The organism is Mycobacterium celatum (assembly GCF_002101595.1).
In the GTDB taxonomy this organism is placed as follows: domain Bacteria; phylum Actinomycetota; class Actinomycetes; order Mycobacteriales; family Mycobacteriaceae; genus Mycobacterium; species Mycobacterium celatum.
In genome coordinates this window covers 1-18,134 of sequence record NZ_LQOM01000038.1, presented here as the reverse complement: position 1 = coordinate 18,134, position 18,134 = coordinate 1, and the positions used below count along the sequence as shown (strand labels likewise).

The 18,134-nt window shown below is 68.1% G+C and carries 20 protein-coding genes; 6 read left to right on the top strand and 14 right to left on the bottom strand.

Annotation, left to right across the window (positions count from 1 at the left end):
* Nucleotides 1-28: 28 nt before the first annotated feature.
* Nucleotides 29-415, top strand: coding sequence for a hypothetical protein (locus AWB95_RS17505; RefSeq protein WP_062540181.1), 387 nt, complete (start codon nt 29-31; stop codon nt 413-415).
* Here the strand turns inward: AWB95_RS17505 and phoH2 are convergent.
* The 5 genes from phoH2 to AWB95_RS17480 all read right to left on the bottom strand — a co-directional run bounded on the left by phoH2 (nt 412) and on the right by AWB95_RS17480 (nt 6,285).
* Nucleotides 412-1,719 (bottom strand): RNA 5'-3' helicase PhoH2, encoded by a 1,308-nt coding sequence (gene phoH2 / locus AWB95_RS17500; protein ID WP_062540180.1) that lies wholly within the window; start codon nt 1,717-1,719, stop codon nt 412-414. The genes AWB95_RS17505 and phoH2 overlap by 4 nt on opposite strands.
* A gap of 316 nt (nt 1,720-2,035) precedes the next feature.
* Nucleotides 2,036-2,857, bottom strand: a complete 822-nt coding sequence (locus AWB95_RS17495; protein WP_062540179.1) for an acyl-ACP desaturase — start codon at nt 2,855-2,857, stop codon at nt 2,036-2,038.
* A 133-nt stretch (nt 2,858-2,990) separates the two neighbouring features.
* Nucleotides 2,991-3,365 (bottom strand): hypothetical protein, encoded by a 375-nt coding sequence (locus tag AWB95_RS17490; protein ID WP_062540178.1) that lies wholly within the window; start codon nt 3,363-3,365, stop codon nt 2,991-2,993.
* Between the two features lie 169 nt (nt 3,366-3,534).
* Nucleotides 3,535-4,962, bottom strand: coding sequence for a glycine hydroxymethyltransferase (locus tag AWB95_RS17485; RefSeq protein ID WP_062540177.1), 1,428 nt, complete (start codon nt 4,960-4,962; stop codon nt 3,535-3,537).
* 117 nt (nt 4,963-5,079) lie between these two features.
* On the bottom strand, nt 5,080-6,285 hold the full coding sequence (locus tag AWB95_RS17480; protein WP_062540176.1) for a hypothetical protein: 1,206 nt from the start codon (nt 6,283-6,285) through the stop codon (nt 5,080-5,082).
* 43 nt (nt 6,286-6,328) lie between these two features.
* Here AWB95_RS17480 and coaA point away from each other — a divergent pair, with 43 nt between their 5' ends.
* Entirely contained in the window at nt 6,329-7,267 is a 939-nt protein-coding gene (gene coaA, locus AWB95_RS17475; RefSeq protein WP_062540175.1) for a type I pantothenate kinase, read from the top strand.
* 138 nt (nt 7,268-7,405) lie between these two features.
* Here coaA and AWB95_RS17470 read toward each other — a convergent pair whose 3' ends face one another.
* From AWB95_RS17470 to AWB95_RS17460, 3 genes are all read right to left on the bottom strand, one after another.
* On the bottom strand, nt 7,406-7,825 hold the full coding sequence (locus tag AWB95_RS17470; protein WP_062540174.1) for a hypothetical protein: 420 nt from the start codon (nt 7,823-7,825) through the stop codon (nt 7,406-7,408).
* A 128-nt stretch (nt 7,826-7,953) separates the two neighbouring features.
* Nucleotides 7,954-9,315 carry a hypothetical protein gene (locus tag AWB95_RS17465; RefSeq protein WP_062540173.1) on the bottom strand — a complete coding sequence of 454 codons (1,362 nt, stop codon included), beginning with the start codon at nt 9,313-9,315 and terminating at the stop codon, nt 7,954-7,956.
* 14 nt (nt 9,316-9,329) lie between these two features.
* Nucleotides 9,330-10,118 carry a (2Z,6E)-farnesyl diphosphate synthase gene (locus tag AWB95_RS17460; RefSeq protein WP_062540172.1) on the bottom strand — a complete coding sequence of 263 codons (789 nt, stop codon included), beginning with the start codon at nt 10,116-10,118 and terminating at the stop codon, nt 9,330-9,332.
* Between the two features lie 65 nt (nt 10,119-10,183).
* Between AWB95_RS17460 and trhA the strand changes: the two genes are divergently transcribed.
* On the top strand, nt 10,184-10,906 hold the full coding sequence (trhA, locus tag AWB95_RS17455; protein WP_373280778.1) for a PAQR family membrane homeostasis protein TrhA: 723 nt from the start codon (nt 10,184-10,186) through the stop codon (nt 10,904-10,906).
* A 75-nt stretch (nt 10,907-10,981) separates the two neighbouring features.
* Here trhA and AWB95_RS17450 read toward each other — a convergent pair whose 3' ends face one another.
* The 4 genes from AWB95_RS17450 to mca are packed head-to-tail and all read right to left on the bottom strand — an operon-like array spanning nt 10,982 to nt 14,450.
* Entirely contained in the window at nt 10,982-11,353 is a 372-nt protein-coding gene (locus tag AWB95_RS17450) for a nuclear transport factor 2 family protein (RefSeq protein ID WP_062540171.1), read from the bottom strand.
* Nucleotides 11,354-11,363: 10 nt separating this feature from the next.
* The gene (locus AWB95_RS17445) at nt 11,364-13,349 is read right to left on the bottom strand and encodes a thioredoxin domain-containing protein (protein ID WP_085168452.1); all 1,986 of its coding nucleotides are present in this window, start codon (nt 13,347-13,349) and stop codon (nt 11,364-11,366) included.
* Nucleotides 13,342-13,584 carry a hypothetical protein gene (locus AWB95_RS17440; RefSeq protein ID WP_062540737.1) on the bottom strand — a complete coding sequence of 81 codons (243 nt, stop codon included), beginning with the start codon at nt 13,582-13,584 and terminating at the stop codon, nt 13,342-13,344. The genes AWB95_RS17445 and AWB95_RS17440 overlap by 8 nt, the downstream gene beginning before the upstream one ends.
* Nucleotides 13,581-14,450: a mycothiol conjugate amidase Mca gene (gene mca, locus AWB95_RS17435; protein ID WP_085168451.1), complete on the bottom strand. Its 870-nt coding sequence runs from the start codon at nt 14,448-14,450 to the stop codon at nt 13,581-13,583. Before mca ends, AWB95_RS17440 begins: the two co-directional genes overlap by 4 nt.
* Before the next feature lie 80 nt (nt 14,451-14,530).
* Between mca and AWB95_RS17430 the strand changes: the two genes are divergently transcribed.
* The 3 genes from AWB95_RS17430 to AWB95_RS17420 all read left to right on the top strand — a co-directional run bounded on the left by AWB95_RS17430 (nt 14,531) and on the right by AWB95_RS17420 (nt 16,388).
* Nucleotides 14,531-14,947, top strand: coding sequence for a DUF4307 domain-containing protein (locus AWB95_RS17430; protein ID WP_062540738.1), 417 nt, complete (start codon nt 14,531-14,533; stop codon nt 14,945-14,947).
* Between the two features lie 210 nt (nt 14,948-15,157).
* The gene (gene greA, locus AWB95_RS17425) at nt 15,158-15,652 is read left to right on the top strand and encodes a transcription elongation factor GreA (protein WP_062540739.1); all 495 of its coding nucleotides are present in this window, start codon (nt 15,158-15,160) and stop codon (nt 15,650-15,652) included.
* A 43-nt stretch (nt 15,653-15,695) separates the two neighbouring features.
* Nucleotides 15,696-16,388, top strand: coding sequence for a GOLPH3/VPS74 family protein (locus tag AWB95_RS17420; RefSeq protein ID WP_062540740.1), 693 nt, complete (start codon nt 15,696-15,698; stop codon nt 16,386-16,388).
* A gap of 42 nt (nt 16,389-16,430) precedes the next feature.
* Here AWB95_RS17420 and AWB95_RS17415 read toward each other — a convergent pair whose 3' ends face one another.
* Both AWB95_RS17415 and AWB95_RS17410 read right to left on the bottom strand, forming a co-directional pair.
* Nucleotides 16,431-17,582 carry a cystathionine gamma-synthase gene (locus tag AWB95_RS17415; RefSeq protein ID WP_062540741.1) on the bottom strand — a complete coding sequence of 384 codons (1,152 nt, stop codon included), beginning with the start codon at nt 17,580-17,582 and terminating at the stop codon, nt 16,431-16,433.
* A partial coding sequence (locus AWB95_RS17410; protein ID WP_139818512.1) for an RDD family protein occupies nt 17,583-18,134 on the bottom strand: 552 nt, incomplete at its 5' end. It abuts the gene before it with no gap.

Sequence of the window (18,134 nt, the reverse complement as noted above, 5' to 3'; positions counted from 1 at the left end):
GTCGGCACGATGCCGGATAGTGACAGTCATGGCTGCCCAGGACCGTTTCTTCCCCTACCGCTACGAGCCGCGGCTGGCGCCGCTGTGGCTGCCGATTCGTCGCTGGCCGGGGCGTCAGGGCGTCACCCTCACCGCGGACGGCCGCTTCGTGGCCCGGTACGGGCCGCTAAGGGTCGACGTGCCGCTGAGCCAAGTGCGCGACGCGCATGTCACCGGCCCGTACCGGTGGTGGACGGCGCTGGGGCCGCGGCTGTCGTTTGCAGACGACGGGCTCACGTTCGGGACCAACGCCGACGCCGGCGTCTGCATCCACTTCGAGCCGCCGGTGCGCCGGGTGATCGGTCTGCGGGATCATTCGGCGTTGACCGTCACCGTGGATGACACCGCCGGACTGGTCGCCGCGCTAAATGGTTAGGGAAGCGGGCCGCTGCTGATCTCCTCCAGCATCTCGGTGACCAGCGCGGCGATCGGCGAACGCTCGCTGCGCAGCAACGTGATGTGCGCGAACAGCGGGTGCCCCTTGAGCTTCTCGATCACGGCCACCACCCCGTCGTGGCGCCCCACTCGCAGGTTGTCGCGCTGGGCGACGTCGTGCGTCAACACCACTCGCGATCCCGCACCCAGCCGCGACAGCACGGTCAGCAGCACGTTGCGCTCCAGCGATTGCGCCTCGTCGACGATCACGAACGAGTCGTGCAGCGAGCGGCCCCGGATGTGGGTCAGCGGCAACACCTCGAGCATGCCGCGGGAGAGCACCTCGTCGAGCACGGCCGGGCTGGCCAGGCCCTCGAGGGTGTCGAACACCGCCTGCGCCCAGGGGCCCATCTTGTCGCTCTCGCTGCCGGGCAGGTAGCCCAGCTCCTGGCCGCCGACGGCGTAGAGCGGGCGGAACACCACCACCTTGCGGTGGGTCCGCCGCTCCAGCACCGCCTCCAGGCCCGCGCACAACGCCAGCGCCGACTTGCCGGTCCCGGCCTTGCCACCCAGCGACACGATGCCCACCGACTCGTCGAGCAGCAGATCCAGCGCCACCCGCTGCTCGGCGGAGCGTCCGCGCAGCCCGAACACCTCGCGGTCACCGCGCACTAGCTGCACACGCTTGTGGGCGTTGACCCGCCCGAGCGCATGCGAGCTGCCGCCCAGTAGCCGAATTCCGGTGTGGCAGGGCAGGTCCCGTGCAGCTGCCAGGTCTACTTCGCCGTCGGCGAACAGCACGTCGATGTCGTCGGCCGAGGCGTCGACCTCGGCCATCCCGGTCCACCCGGAGGTGACGACGTCCTGGGCGTGGTATTCGTCGGCGGACAGGCCGACGGCGCCGGCCTTGACCCGTAGCGGAATGTCCTTGGACACCAACGTGACTCGCTTGCCCTCGGCGGCAAGGTTGGCGGCGCAGCACAGGATCCGCGAGTCGTTGCTGTCGGTGCGGAAACCGGCGGGCAGCACGGCGGGGTCGCTGTGGTTGAGTTCGACGTGCAGCGTACCGCCTTGTACCCCAACGGGAATGGGCTGATCGAGTCGTCCGTGCTCCAGCCGGAGGTCGTCGAACAAGCGCAGCGCCTGACGGGCGAACCAGCCCAGCTCGTGGTGATAGCGCTTGGCCTCCAATTCACTGATCACGACGAGCGGCACCACCACGTCGTGCTCGGCGAACCGGGTACACGCCCACGGGTCGGACAACAGCACCGAGGTGTCCAGCACATACGTCCGGGTATCAGTCACGGAGCGCTCCTAGGATCCGCGCGGCCCCGCGCGGATCGTATCGGCGGGGCGGCGGCACCAGGACCGGGGCCGGTTCGTGGTGATCGCCAGCGCGGCCAAGCCGGGCGCAGCGGATCACCACCGACAGTCCTGTTGTGGTCGTGACAAGAGGTGCCGTCTGGACAGCAGAGCACGTCGCTAGCCATCGGATACGACGCTACTCCGGTCGGGGCATGCCCACCGTGCAGGCGCGCCGCGCCTTAGCCGCGAGTGTGCGTGTTTGTGCACGACACGCCGCGCAGACGCGTACAACTGCGCACGTTCGCCGCCGTGAAGTTCAGACGAACTGCTGCAGTTCGGGCTGGTCGGCCAAGCCCCAGGCAGTGATGCGGTCCGAGATCACCTGGCGTAGCTGGGGTTCGCCGAAAATTCCCGCCTCGGCCATCTTCTGCACCTTGTCCTGGTAGGCGTCGATGTCGGCGCCGACGACGTCGAGCTCCGCGGCCCGGGCGGCGATCGCCGCGACCGTCTCCTCGCGGGTGTAGTCCAGGCAGTGCGCGACGAGCTTGGCGAAGAACTCCTCATGGCGCTCTTCGTCTTTGGCGATCCGGGTGATCAATCCCGCCAGCACGGGCTCTTCGATCTGGGCGGCCAGGTTGCGGCAGAACACTGCGTGGGCGCGCTCGAAGAACGCCATGAAAACCAGGGTCTCGACCTGGCTGTAGCGGTCGGCCCGGTAGCCCTTCATCACGTGCTCGACGCGGACCTGCTCGTTGGCGGTTGGGTCGATTTCACGGGTCACCACCAGGTACTCGCGCAACGCGATGGCGTGCAGGTGTTCCTCGGCGGTCCACCGTCCCAGCCAGCGGCCCCACCACTCTTCGAGGATGAAGTGCTCGACGAGCTCGCGGTGGTAACCGGACAGGTTGTCCTTGGTGATCAGCAGGATCTCGCAGGCGTCGGTGATGACGCGCGGCAGCGTCGCCTGTGACGGGTCCCAATCGCGGCCGCCGAGGAAGGCGAAGTTCTCGCCCTGCTCGAAGGGCACGTAGTCGTGCGCGAACCAGAGATCCTCGGTGTTGAGGTGGTGGTCCATGAGCTGCTCCACCACCGGCTCGAGTTCAAGCGTCAGTGCATTAGCAACGGGTTTCACGGCCATAAAAGTAACTGTAACCCGGGTTAACAGGTTCCGTGAAATCGGTGCGGCGAGTCGCTAACGGTCGACCAGCGCCCAGTCCTCAGGCTGTACATAGCGGGATACCCCCAGGTCAGCCCGCTGCGCCGACAGGCGGTCAGAACGCCCAGCTGCCGGACTGCCGGAGGGCGAATCCCTTGCCACGGGAGGGATCGATACAGGCGAGCAACTGGTTCACGCCGACCACACGGGTGGCGTCACCGGTTTCGATCTTCTGCCCCGGACTCAGGAGAGCAGCGCCGGTAAACGGCGGACAGGCTCCGCCATGCCGGTCGAACACGAACTCGGAGGAAACGGGCCGGGGCCACACCCGCGCGCATCCCAAGCCGCCAGTGTCGGGAACCGAATCGGGGAGGCCGGGAATGTTGCCCATGCATGTGGTGCCGGGCCAACCCGTCGGGCTTTCCATGGCCTTCGGGAAATAGGTCCAGCTGCAGACCACTCCGTCAGCGGTCGAAAACCAAACGCCCACATGCCCACATCGTTTTCGTTGTTATCGAGGGAGCGACTGGCGCCCAGGTAGGCCTGCGGATCCACCGGAGTGAACGCATTCACGTCGGGAAATCCGGGCGGTGCTGCGGCGGCGATCGGCGAGGCTGCCAACATTGCGACGGCGATGCAGGCAAAGAACCTCGCCGACTTCACAGCGTCAATTCCGGGTAGAGCGGATTGGCCTTTAGCAGCTCGGCGGACGCGTCGCGCACGCGTTCGGCGGTGCCGTCGGCCAGCGTGTACTTGGCCTTGGACGTGCCTTCGGGTGTGGTGTTTTTCAGGACGTCGACTACCAGCTCGGCTACCCGGTCGAAGTCGCCAGCACCGAACCCGCGGCTGGTCAGCGCCGGCGTGCCGAATCGGATGCCGCTGGTGTACCAGGCGCCGTTGGGGTCGACGGGGATCGAGTTGCGGTTGGTGACGACGCCGGCGTCCAGCAGCGCCGATTCGGCCTGGCGTCCGGTGAGGCCGAACGACGTCACGTCCAGCAGCACGATGTGGTTGTCGGTGCCGCCGGTCACCAGCCGCGCTCCCCGCTTGAGGAAGCCCTCGGCCAGGGCCTTGGCGTTGTCGGCGACTCGCTGGGCGTAGCTCTGGAACTCCGGCTGACGGGCCTCGGCCAGCGCGACGGCCTTCGCGGCCATCACGTGTGCCAGCGGACCACCCAACACCATCGGGCAGCCCTTGTCGACGGCGTCGGCGTACTGTCGCTGCGCCAGGATCAGCCCGCCGCGCGGGCCGCGCAGGGACTTGTGCGTCGTCGTGGTGGTGACGTGCGCGTGCGGCACCGGGTCCTCGTCGCCGGTGAACACCTTGCCCGCGACGAGCCCGGCGAAGTGCGCCATGTCGACCATCAGGGTGGCGCCCACCTCGTCGGCGATCTCGCGCATGGTGGCGAAGTTGATCCGCCGCGGATAGGCCGAGTAGCCGGCGACCAGAATCAGCGGCTTGAACTCCCGCGCCGTCGCCGCGACCTTGTCGTAGTCCAGCAGCTCGGTTTGCGGGTCGGTGCCGTAGCTGCGCTGATGGAACATCTTGCCGGAGATGTTGGGCCGGAAACCGTGGGTGAGGTGGCCGCCGGCGTCCAGCGACATCCCCAGCAGCCGCTGGTTGCCCAGCTTGTGGCGCAGCGCTTCCCAGTCCTGTTCGGACAGGTTGTTGACGTGCTTGACGCCGGCCTCGGCCAGGCCGGGCGCCTCGACCCGAGTGGCCAGAATGGCCCAGTACGCAACGAGGTTGGCGTCGATGCCCGAGTGCGGCTGGACGTAGGCGTAGGGCGCGCCGAACAGCTCGCGGGCGTGTTCGGCGGCCACGCTTTCGACGGTGTCGACGTTTTGGCACCCGGCGTAGAAGCGGTGCCCGATGGTGCCCTCGGCGTACTTGTCCGACAGCCAGCTGCCCATTGTGAGCAACACCGCGGGTGAGGCGTAATTCTCGCTGGCGATCAGCTTGAGCGAATCACGTTGATCGGCAAGCTCTTTGCGTGTCGCTGCGGCGATGCGGGGTTCTACGGATTCGACAACCTGCAATGCGGCCCGGTAGGCGGCGCTCGCGGTGTCGGCGTACTCGGCAGTCATAGGTGCCAGCCTAGGGCCGGGCGCGTGGTCCTTCTGCCGCGAGGGTGCGCAAACCCGGTGAAGTGGTCGGCGTGTCGGCCGGCGACACGCACGCTCGCGGCTAAAAAGGGGTCAGCCTCAGCGCAGCGCCGACGGGATCAGCGGCTCGTCCAGCAGCCGGCCGAACCGCTCGGTGAGGCTGACACCGGCCGGCCGGTTGTCCAGCCAGCTCCGCAGCAGCCGATATCCCTCGACGTAGGTGCTGGTGTAGGCGCGCCACAGCGGCGAGGACAGAAACCGCAGCATCTGGCGGGCGCGCTCGTCGGTGACCAGCAGCCAGCGGCGCAGGAAATCCGTCACCTCGTCGGCGTCGCGGTGCTCGTCGTGCAGCATCAGCGCCGCGTCCTGACGGACGCCGGCCAGCGCCGCCGTCGCCTCCGAAATCGCCTCGGCCCGCTCGCCGTCGAAACGCAAACCCAGGTCGGCGTAGATGTCGGCCGCCCAACGGCCCCAGCCCGGGCCGACGGCGACGTGCAGTGCCAGGTCGGCCAGGCCCTCTGCGATCAGGCATTGCGGGGTGTTGACCAGGAAGAGCGTCTGCTCGGCCTGACCGTGGCGTCTGACCAGCCCGGCCTCCTTGCGGCAGTGCTCGGTGTGATGGCCCGGATACGACTCGTGGGCGACCAGCCGCGGCAGGTTGGACATCAGCTGCTTGAGGTCGGCGTTGACGGCCACCGTCGAGTGGAAGTTGCCCAGGTAGTAGTTGAATCCCGACCACGGCTTATCCGTGACCACCTGGTATTCGATGGTTTCGGTGTCCGGCAGCGGATATTCGGCGCGCACGCGGTCGCGCAGCGCGCTGGAGAACGCCTCGATGCACTCGGCCAGCCGCTGCGGCGGGATCTCCTCGGCGGCGCGGTAGGCGATCATCCGCTCGGCCAGCGGGCCGGTTCCGCCGAGCAACTCGTCGAGCCGCGCATGGGCCTGCCGGTAGGTCTCGGCGTCGCCTTTGGCGATGTCGACGTCGAAGTAGGCGCGCACCTCCTCGACGAACCCGATGTCCTCGCCGGCGAACTTGCGGCCGGCGCACGCCAGCGCACGCAGATGCGCACGCAGGAAATCGGCGCGTGTGTCGTCGAAACCGTTGCGGCGCGGCACATCTGGCAGCGTGGCAATCAGCCGCTCAGCCTGGCGGACCAGCTCGGCCGGGTCGGGCGCGGGTTCGTCGGCGACCAGCCGCCGCAGCGCGAGGTCGCCGGTGTAGGCGTCGACATAGCCGGACTCGATCCGGTCGAAGCGCAGACCCAGCAGCAGGTAGTCGCGGATCAGGCTGTCGGGCTCCATACCGGTTAACGCTATCCGTGCCGCCCCTGCAAGACTGAGGGCCATGCCACGGCTGAGCGAGCCGAGCCCCTATGTGGAGTTCGACCGTAGTCAGTGGCGCGCGCTGCGGATGTCCACGCCGCTGCCGCTGACCGAAGACGAAGTCGTTGCCTTGCGCGGTCTCGGCGAGCAGGTCGACCTGCTCGAGGTGGAAGAGGTGTATCTGCCGCTGGCCCGTCTGCTGCACCTGCAGGTCGCTGCCCGCCAGCGGCTGTTCGCGGCCACCGCGGAGTTCCTCGGCGAGCCGCAGCAGAACCCGGACCGCCCCGTGCCGTTCATCATCGGGGTGGCCGGCAGCGTCGCGGTGGGCAAGTCGACCACCGCCCGTCTGCTGCAGGCGCTACTGGCCCGCTGGGACCACCATCCGCGCGTCGACCTGGTCACCACCGACGGCTTCCTGTACCCGAACTCCGAACTCGAGCGGCGAAACCTCATGCACCGCAAGGGTTTTCCGGAGAGCTACGACCGGCGGGCGTTGATGCGGTTCGTCACTTCGGTGAAATCGGGTGCGCGATACGCGTGCGCGCCGGTGTACTCGCATCTGCACTACGACATCGTGCCGGGCGCCAAACACGTGGTCCGCCACCCCGATATCCTGATTCTCGAGGGCCTCAACGTGCTGCAGACCGGGCCGACGCTGATGGTCTCGGACCTGTTCGACTTCTCGCTGTATGTGGACGCGCGGATCGAGGACATCGAACAGTGGTATGTCGACCGGTTTTTGGCGATGCGCTCGACGGCGTTCGCCAATCCGGCATCGCATTTTCACCACTATGCCGGGCTGAACGATTCGCAGGCCGTCGCCGCCGCCCGCGACATCTGGCGCTCGATCAACCGGCCCAACCTCGTCGAGAACATCCTGCCCACCCGGCCGCGGGCCACCCTGGTGCTGCGCAAAGACGCCGACCACTCCATCAACCGGCTGCGGCTGCGCAAGCTGTAGCCGCGACACGCGAGCAGACGCAAAAAGCCCCGACACGCCGTGCGTGCGGGGACTTTGCGTCTGCTCGCCCAGCTAAGCCGGTGCGGGGCCGCGCACCGCAAACCTCGAACGGCGGCGCCCCGCACCAGCGGGCAGGAGTCACGCCGGAAGCCGGCGCACTCCGAGGTATTGCAGGTAGCCGAACAGCGCGGTGTACACGCCGGCGGCCAATGTCGCGACGGCACCGGTGGCGGTCAGCGGCAGCACGTCGGCGGCCACGACGGCAACCGCCCCCACGGTGCAGACGACGTTGGCGATCACGACGGCGATCCCGGCGCGGCGAAGGTCGGGCGCCGCGGCGATGCTGAACACCGCCAGCCCGTACAACACGCAGAAGGCGCCCATCGCGTATTCCTGAATCGAGCTCAAGCCGGTCAGCGACGAGATCGGGTCGGCGAACACGGCGACGGCCAGGCCCGCGAGCCCGGTCAGCGTGGCGTCGGCGCGCATCGCGAAGCGCAGCAACGAGTCGGTCGAGTCGGCGAACGGGCGGGTGGCCAATCCGGCAGTAGCGGTCATGTCAAAAACTCCTTGGGTGACGTGCTCGGACATGTTTGAGGGTGCCGCTCCGGAACTGCCAGATCGACGCATGGCACTGCCAACTAATGCCATGCGCAGGTCAACCGGCTGACGATCACCGGCATTCCTTAACTGGAAACGGCCACCCGGCCGCGCAGATCGGCGGCGATCAGCCGCGCGGCGGCGTTCTGCCAGTTGTGCAGCGAGCGCTGCGGAACCTCGGTGACGAACCACTGCCATGCCTGCCGGGCGATCGGGTCCAGGCCGGCGGCGGTGGCGTTCTGCGCGTAGGCGCGCACGCCGACGACGTACGGGAAGTACAGCGAGTTGTAGTAGCGCCATTGCTCGGTGGTGCCGAAGTCGCCGCCGTCGCGCGGCTTGAGCGCCGCGATGCGATCGGCCAGCAACGCCTTGAGTTCGATGGCCCGTTCGAGCGGCTGGTCGGGCGCGCCGCGGGCGGCCAGCCGCTCGTCGATTTCGGGCAGGGCGGTCAGCGGGCTGGCGACCAGCTTCGACAGGTCGCCGTAGTGGCCGAGGGCGCGGCGGGTGAGCCGGGCGAAGGTGTCGTCGTCGAGGCCGTCGAGCGGGTCGGCCGAGCGCAGCGGCAATGCGGATTCGGTGCGCCGCAACGTCGCCCGGTCGGCGCGCAGTGTCGGCGACCGCCAGAACGCCATCCGGTCCAACGCTCCCGCCCACGGGTTGGCCAGCACCTGGACCGCGATCGCGATCGCCACGCTGGTGAACAGCAGCACGGTCAGCGCGGTCTGGGCGCTGCTCTCGCGCCCGGTGACCCCGATGCCGATCAGCACCTGCCCGCCGAACAGCACCGCCACCACCACGCTGCCGGCGAATGAGCGCAGCATGTCGGCGCGCAGCGCCTGGCCCTCGTCGAACGCGTCCCACAGCGCCACCGCGACGCCGAGTGCCAGCACGTCGCATCCCGTCGACGCCAACGCCAGCCAGCTGGGCACCAAACCGAGCGGAATGATCAGGATCGCGTTGCTCAGCGCGAAGAACAGCGTCGCCAACACCACCAGGCCGACCATCGGAACCGGCTGACCCGGCCGCACCAGGGCCTTGACCATGGCGCCGAGCGTGGACACCGATATCACCGCGAACATCACCCAATGCCCGGACCGCAGCGGCCCGTCGACGCTGCCGGCCATCGCCGCGCCGACCAGCGTCAGCGCCGCGACGCCGCCGATCAGCAGCAGCTCACCGGTGCGCGCCCGCCAGCTGTCGCACGGTCGGGACAGCTCGGCGAGCACCGCGAACCAGGCCACACCGGGAACGGCCACCAGGTAGATCTCGACGTGGCTCAGTAGCCCGCTGTGCGCTACCAACCGCACCGCGTCCAGCGCGACAACGGCCGCGAAGCCACACAACCCGATGGCCGCCAAGACCAGCACCGGCTTGCGCGGGTCGCGTGCCAGCAGATACAGCCCCAGCCACCAGCTCAGTGTGAACACCACTGCCGACAGCGCAGCCATGCGTCCAGTGTGCGCTAAATGCCGTAGCGGCGGTGACGCAGGCTGTAATCGCGAAGCGCGCGCAGAAAATCCACCCGCCGGAACGCCGGCCAGTGCGCCTCGGTGAACCACATCTCCGAATAGGCGCTCTGCCACAGCAGGAAGCCGGAGAGCCGCTGCTCCCCCGATGTACGGATGACCAGATCGGGGTCGGGTTGCCCAGAGGTGTACAGGTTTTCGGAGATGGCGTCGACGGTGACCGCGTCGACGAGTTCCTCGGCGCTCGCGCCGTTGGCGAGTTTCTTGTTCAGCAGGGCACGCACCGCGTCGACGATTTCCTGCCGGCCGCCGTAGGCGACGGCGACGTTGACGTGGAAGCCGGCGTCGGACGGGGTGCCTTCCACCGCTTCGCGCAGGCGGCGGGCCGGCTCCTCGCCGATCAGCTCCAAGTCCCCGACTGTCCGCACGCTCCACCGGTTGGCCGGGGCGCAGATCTCCTCGACGACGTCGGTGATGATTTCGATCAGCGCAGCCAGCTCGTCGGGGTTGCGTTGCAGGTTTTCGGTGGACAGCAAGTAAATCGTCGCCATCTCGATACCGGCTTCGGCGCACCAGCGCAGCATCTCGGCGATCTTGGCCGCACCCATCCGGTAGCCGTAGCTGACGTCGTCGTAGCCGGCGTCGCGTGCCCAGCGCCGGTTGCCGTCGCACAGCACGGCGATGTGCCGGGGCAGCGCGGATTTGGAGGCCGCCAGGCCCTGCCGTAACCGCAGCTCATAGATTCGATACAGCGGTTCCTTGAGGCGCGGCGGGATAATCTCCACGGAAATCCAGACTACTGTGAAAGGCACTCTTCACCGGTAATCCCGGCGTAAGTCAGTGAGGATTAGTGAGCAACCAAACCGAGTCAACCGGGCCGATGGGCGCGGTCGCGGATGCCGCCGACCGCGTCGTCGAAGGCGCTGCCAATGTCTTGACCAAGCCGCGGTTCCGGGGCTGGATCCACGTCCACTCCGCGTGGGTGTCAATCGTCGCCGGCGCGACGCTGGTGGCGGTGTCGTGGCCGCTGGCGGGCGCGGGCGCCGGGCTCGCAACGCTCACCTACACCGCGGCCATCGTGGCGATGTTCGGTGTCAGCGCCACCTATCACCGCGTCCACTGGAAATCGGTGAGGGCGCGGACCTGGATGAAACGGCTCGACCACTCGATGATCTTCGTGTTCATCGCCGGCAGCTACACACCGTTCGCGGTGTGCGCCATGCCGCCGGCGTCCGGGCATCTGGTGCTGTGGATCGTGTGGTGCGGCGCGCTGGCCGGGATCCTGCTGAAGGTGTGCTGGCCGACGGCGCCGCGCTGGGTCGGGGTGCCGCTGTATCTGCTGTTGAGCTGGGTGGCGATCTGGTTTGTCGGCCCTATCCTGCACGGCGCCGGGGTCGCCGCGATGGTGCTGCTGATCGTCGGTGGTGCGCTCTACAGCGTGGGTGGCGTGTTCTACGGGGTGCGCTGGCCCGACCCGTGGCCGACGACGTTCGGCTATCACGAGTTCTTCCACGCATTTACCGCGGTGGCCGCGATCTGCCACTACATTGCCATGTGGTTCGCGGTGTTGTAGACCGCAAACCGTCGCGAGCAGACGCAAAATCGCCCAAAACGCCTGCGGGAAAGGGGATTTTGCGTCTGCTCGGACTTACAGCTGGGTGACGTTCTCCGCCGACCAGTAGGCCTTCATCGCGGCGACCTTGCCCTCGTCGTCGAACGCCATCACGTCGATGGGCTCGATGACCATCCCCCCGTCGCCTGCCTTCACCGTGAGCCGGAATTGGAATGCCGCTTCGTTGCCGGCAACGCGCAGGGTGACCAATTCGCAGTCCCGCTCGGTGTTTTCGACCGCGGAGTAGAAACCGCGGATCGCCTGCCGGCCGATGTGCACCTCGCCGCCGACCGGATCCTCGACGGTGGCGTCCTCGGCGTACAGCTCGGCGATGTCGTCGGCGCTGCCCTTGGCGACCAGGCTGATGTAGCGGTTGACGGTGTCGGCGATGTGTTCGGCACTCGGCATGGGCAGCAGGCTACCGCGCCAGGGCGGCGGCCAGATCGTCGGTGCTGGTGACCGGCAGGTCGCAGACGCGGCCGCGACACACGTAGGCGGCGTCGGCGCCGTCGACCCTGTCGCGGTCGAGCAGTAGCTCCGACGAGCCCGCCGCCCCGCCGACCACAATGGCCCCGCCGGGCGCCAGTTTGCGCGCGGCGGCCAGCAGCGCCGATCCGGGCCCGTCGCAGGCCACCGCGACCTGCAACGGACCACGCACCACCGCTTCCGCAACCGCCAGCCAATGCCCGGCCGAACGCGGCGCGCGGGCCAACAGCGGAGAATGCGCCAGCAGCGCATCGGCCGCCGCCGCCCAATACCTCGTGGCGCGCTCGCCGCCCACCAGGTGCGCGGCGGTCAGCAGCGCCTCGGCAATCGAGGAGGCCCCCGACGGCGTCGCGCCGTCCAGCGGATCGGCGGGCCGGAACATCAGCTGCTCGGCATCGTCGGCGGCATCGAACCACCGGCCCGGCCGGTCCGGGTCGGCGAAGTGTGCCAGCGCGACGTCGAGCAGCCCGGTGGCCGTCGCCAGCCAAGTGTCCTCGCCGGTCAGCTGGTAAAGAGTCAGCAATCCGGTGGCCAGCATCGCGTGGTCTTCCAGGATCGCCCCGCTGTCGCCCACCCGTCCGCCGAGGCTGGCCCGGCGCAGCCTGCCGTCGACGATGTGCAGGTCCACCAGGGCTGCCGCGCATCGCCGGGCAGCGGCCAATAGCTCCGGATCATCAAGTGTCACACTGGCTTCCGCCAAAGCGGTGATCGCCAGACCGTTCCAGGAGGTGACCACCTTGTCGTCGCGGTCCGGTTGCGGCCGGGTCAGGCGGGCGGCCAGCAGCACGGTGCGGACGCGCTCCAGGCGCTCAGCATCGTCCGGGTCGGCCCGCAACTGCAGCACCGAGGTGCCATGCTCGAATGTACCGGTCTCGGTGACGCCGAAAACCGAAGCGGCCCAATGTCCGTCGTCGTCGCCCAGCACTTCGCGCAATTGTGCGGGTGTCCACACATAGGTTGAGCCCTCGGCACCGGCGGCGTCGGCGTCCAGCGACGAGGTGAACATGTCGCCGTCGGCCAGATCGTTCAGCAGGAACGCGGCAGTCTGGCGGGCGACCCGGCGGGCCAGCGGATTCCCGGTGCGCCGCGTCCAGTGGGCGTAGACGCGCAGCAGCAGCGCGTTGTCGTACAGCATCTTCTCGAAATGCGGTACCACCCAAGCGTTGTCGACGCTGTAGCGGGCAAATCCACCGGCCAGCTGGTCGTAGATTCCGCCGCGGGCCATCGCGGCACAGGTGCGCTCCACCGCCTCCAGCGCCGGCGTGGACCCGGTCCGCTCGTAGTGCCGCAGCAGCGCCTCCAAAAGCGCCGACGGCGGGAACTTCGGCGCGCCGCCGAACCCACCGTCATCGGTGTCCTCGTCCTGGAGCACCAAAGACACGGCATGATCGCACAGCGCCGGCTCGACCTCCGGGCCACCGCCCGGCAGGCCAGACGCCATGTTGCGCAACTCGGCGGCGATGTGATCCGATACCTGTTCCACCTCGTCGCGTCGGGTTCGCCAGGTGTTGGCGACGGCCGAAAGCAGTTCCAGGAACGCAGCTTTCGGGTAGTAGGTGCCGCAGAAGAACGGCCGCCCGTCCGGCGTCAAGAAGCACGTCATCGGCCAGCCGCCGTGCCCGGTGAGCGCAACGGTGGCGTTCATGTAGACCGCGTCGATGTCGGGCCGTTCCTCGCGGTCGACCTTGACGCAGACGAACCCGTCGTTCATGGCGGCCGCCACCTGTTCGTCCTCGAAGGACTCGTGCGCCATCACATGGCACCAATGGCATGCGGCGTAGCCGACGGACAGCAGGATCGGCACGTCGCGCGCGACGGCCTCGGCCAGCGCCTGCGGCGTCCACTGCTGCCAGTGCACCGGATTGTCGGCGTGCTGGCGCAGATACGGGCTGGCCGCCGTGGCGAGGGTGTTACTCATCGGGTTCGGGTTCGACGGTGCCCTCGTCGGCGGCCTGATCGGGCTCGGGATGTGCCGGGTCGAACGACTCGGGCACCTTCTTCAGTTGCCGGTTCATCGATCGCACCAACAAGAACGTGCCGATCAGCAGCAGCACGATCACCAGCAGGCCGAACGGGCTGGCCTTGCCGAAGTCGGGTCCGCTGTTGCGGGGCGCGTCATCGGCCAGCAGGACAAGTGTATTGACAAGAATCATTCGTTCTCGATTCCGGCGAACAGATCGGTCTCGGGAAGACGCACCGGGACCCGCGAGCGGGCCAGCTCGAATTCCTCGGTGGGCCAAAGCCGTTGCTGCCATTCGATCGGTGCGGCGAAGAAGTCGCCCTTGGGGTCGATCTGGGTGGCGTGCGCGCGCAGCGCGTCGTCGCGCTGGCTGAAATACGCCGAGCACTCCACCCGAGTCGTCACCCGGTCGGCGAACACGTCGTGTTCGGGGTCCCAGTGCGCCAGCCACTTCTCGAACGGACCCTGCTGACCGTGTTTGGCGAACTCGTCCTGCAGCAGCTGCATCCGCTGGCGCAGGAAGCCGTGGTTGTAGTACAGCTTGGCAACGGTCCACGGCTCCCCGGCGTCCGGAAACATCCGATAGTCGCCGGCGGCTTCGTAGGCCGCGACCGACACCTGGTGGCAGCGGATGTGGTCGGGGTGGGGGTAGCCGCCGTGCTCGTCGTAGGTCGTCATGACGTGCGGACGAAACTCGCGCACCACCCGCACCAGCTGCTCGGTGGCGACATCCAGCGGCACCAGCGCGAAGCAGCCTTCGGGCAGCGGTGGCGGCGGGTCGCCCTTGGGCAGCCCGGAGTCGACGAAGCCCAGCCAGGTGTGTTCGACGCCGAGGATCTCGGCGGCCTTGGCCATCTCGTCGCGGCGGATGTCGGCGATGCGACCGTGCACCTCGGGCAGGTCCATGGCGGGGTTGAGGATCTCGCCGCGCTCGCCGCCGGTCAGCGTCACCACCAGCACGCGGTGGCCCTCGTCGGCGTAGCGGGCAAGGGTGGCGGCGCCCTTACTGGACTCGTCGTCCGGGTGGGCGTGCACCGCCATCAACCGCAGTTCGCTCATCGGAGCCTGGTCCTGTTTCTGTGCTGTTGGGGCTTTAACCTAATAGATCCATCCTGGCAATCCGAATCCGAAACCGGCGAATGAGCGACACCCCCCGTTATGGCCGTCCACGGCTCTCCCGCGCGTCGCGGCGCCGGGTCGTCATCGCGCTGGCGCTGTTGGTGGTCGCCGCGGGCGTGGTCATCGCCGTCGTCGGCTACCAGCGGCTGGGTCGCAGCGAGGTGGAAGGCACGCTGGCCGGCTACCGGCTGATCGACGACGAGACGGTGTCGGTGACGATCAGCGTGACGCGATCCGACCCGTCGCGCCCGGTGGACTGCATCGTGCGGGTCCGCGCCAAAGACGGCAGCGAAACGGGACGCCGCGAGGTGCTGGTTCCCCCGTCGCACGCGGCCACGGTCCAGGTGACGACGACCCTTAAATCCAGCAAGCCGCCGGTGATGGGCGACGTCTACGGCTGCGGCACCGATGTGCCTGGCTACCTGCGCGCATCGTGACGGGGCGGCCGTGTCGACGAACGCCGAACTGCGAAAACGTAGTCGGCGGCCTGCTTCGCAGTGGTAGCATGTTTGCATGCACGGTCCTGCTGGGACCGTGTATTGCTGCATTAGCGGGTATACGCGCTGTGAACGCGAACGAGCCACCCCGCAGCCAGAGCCATAACCACGCGAATATCGCGGGACGGATGACATGAGGAGCGCGACGAGATGACGGATACTCAGGTGACCTGGTTGACCCAGGAGTCACATGACCGACTCAAGGCCGAGCTCGACCAGTTGATCGCAAACCGTCCGATCATCGCCGCGGAAATCAACGACCGCCGCGAGGAGGGCGACCTGCGCGAAAACGGCGGATACCACGCCGCGCGTGAGGAGCAGGGCCAGCAGGAGGCCCGCATCCGGCAGCTCCAGGACCTGCTGAACAACGCGAAGGTCGGCGAGGCGCCGACGCAGTCCGGGGTTGCGTTGCCCGGTTCCGTGGTGACCGTCTACTACGGCAATGACAAGTCGGACACCGAGACGTTCCTGATCGCCACCCGCGGGGAAGGGATCAACGACGGCGACCTGGAGGTGTACTCGCCGAACTCGCCGCTCGGCGGCGCACTGATCGACGCCAAGGTGGGCGAGTCTCGCACCTACACCGTGCCCAACGGCAACACCGTCAAAGTGACGCTGGTCAGCGCGGAGCCGTACCACTCGTAGCTACGGCAAGGGTCGGGGAAACAGGGCGGGACCGCGTCCGCTCATGGCACGCATTGCCGAGGATCTTCTTCTGCTGCTGCTCGACAACGCGTCGGCGCAGCCGGGCCTCGAGCGCCGCTGCCGCGAACGGGTCCTGGCGGCAGCGGCGCTACTCGATCTGGCGCATGCGTGCCGGATCCGTCCCGCCGTCGACAGCGAACCCGTCGAAGCGGGACACCTGGTGGTGCTCAGCGGTCCCAACCCGGCCGACCCAGTGCTGGAACCCGCGCTGCAACTGCTACTGCGCCGTCCGATGAGCCCGGCCGCCGCTATCGCCAAGCTGCGCCGCCAAACTCCCGCCGCGGTGCTCGCCCAGCTCGAGCGCATCGGCCAGATACGGCAAGTTCGCTTGCAGGGCAATGCTTTTAAGGGGGTCAAGCGCACGTACGCGTGGCCGTTGGTCGACCGTACCCGGGCGGCGAACGCTCGCGCGGCGCTGATGAACGCACTGTTCGAGGAGCACAACCCCGACCCGGCGACGGCGACGATCATCTCGTTGCTGCACATGGTCGACGGGCTGGGCGCGGTGTTCAGCCTCAACGACCGAGGCTGGGAGTGGGTCAACAGCCGGGCCGCCGACATCGCCAGCGGCAGTTGGGTCGCCGAGTCCGAGCCCGACCTTCCCGAAGTCAACCTGGCGGTGACGGCGGCGGCGATACGTCCCGCCCTGGTGGCGAGCAGACGCAAAAGCCCCTGAAAACCAAGGGTTTTCGGGGCCTTTTGCGTCTGCTCGCGCAACCTAAGCCAGCGCCTGCTCGAGGTCGGCCAGCAGATCCGTGACGTCCTCGATGCCCACCGACAGGCGCACCAGATCGTCGGGAACCTCCAACTGCGAACCGGCCGTCGACGCGTGGGTCATCGCGCCGGGATGCTCGATCAGCGACTCGACCCCGCCCAGCGACTCGGCCAGAATGAACACTTCGGTTCGCGCACACAGGCTTTCGGCGGCTGACCGGCCGCCGCGCATCCGCACCGACACCATGCCGCCGAACCCGCGCATCTGGCGGGCGGCGACGCCGTAGCCCGGATGCTCCGGCAGACCCGGGTACAGCACGCTGGACACGGCCGGATGGCCGGCGAGAAATTCCGCGACCGCGGCGGCGTTCTCGCTGTGCCGCTGCATGCGCAACACCAGCGTCTTGAGGCCCCGGATCGTCAGGTAGGCGTCGAACGGCCCCGGCACCGCGCCTGCGCCGTTCTGCAGGAAGCCGAACGCCGCGTCGAGCTCCTCGTCGTCGGTGACCAGCGCCCCGCCCACCACGTCGGAATGCCCGCCGATGTACTTGGTGGTCGAGTGCAGCACCACATCGGCGCCCAGCGTCAACGGCTGTTGTAGCGCGGGCGACGCAAAGGTGTTGTCCACCAACACTTTCACCGAATGTTCGCCGGCCAGCTCGGCGATCGCGGCGATGTCGGCGATCGACAGCAGCGGATTGGTCGGCGTTTCCACCCAGATCAGCCGGGTGCGCGGGGTGATCGCGGCGCGCACCGCATCGAGATCCGACAGCGCGACCGGCGTGTGCTCGACGCCCCACTCGGTGAACACCTTGTCGATCAACCGGAACGTGCCGCCGTAGGCGTCGTCGGGAATCACCACATGCTCGCCGGGGCGCAGCATCGCCCGCAGGGCGCAGTCGGTGGCCGCCATGCCGGAGCTGAACGCGCGACCGAACCTGCCCTCCTCCATGGCGGCCAGCGACGCCTCCAGCGCGGCCCGCGTCGGGTTGCCCGAGCGCGAGTACTCGAACCCGGCTCGCAGCTTGCCCACGCCGTCCTGCGCGAACGTGCTGGCCGTGTAGATCGGCGGATTGACCGCTCCGGTCGACGGGTCGGTGTGGAAACCGGCGTGGATGGCCGTGGTGGCGAGCCCGGGCGTGCGCTTTTCAGTCATCTACTCGGGACGGTCTTGCACGGGCAGGCAAACCGTCGACATGATCTTGTCCGCCAGCGTCTGCCGCTTGGCGTCCCACAGCGGAAACAGATACCCGATGTAGCAGATGATCGCGTCGACGAGATGGGCGAGTTGGCGCACCACCGAGGTGCCGAAACCGATGGGCCGGCCGGTCTCCTCGCTGACCACCTTGAACTTCAGCACCGACTTGCCGATGCTCGACCCGGTGGTGCCCTGCCGGTAGCCGTAGTTCCAGACCAGGTAGGCCAGCCCCAGCAGCACCGACAGCCAGAACACCGTCAACCCGGTCGACGAATAGCCGACCTCGCAGACCTCGTCGATGTCGTAGCGGGTGACGTCGGCCAGGCACTCCTCCTCCTGGGTGCTCATCAAGATCACCCAGCCGATGCCAACGATGAACACATACGGGATGTTGTCGATGAGGAATGCCAGCACTCTGTTGAACCATGAGGTGTAGGCCTGCGTCGGCAGAGCGCGGATGGCCGACCCGGGGGGCGGCGGCGCATATCCACCGGAGGACGGGGGCGGCGG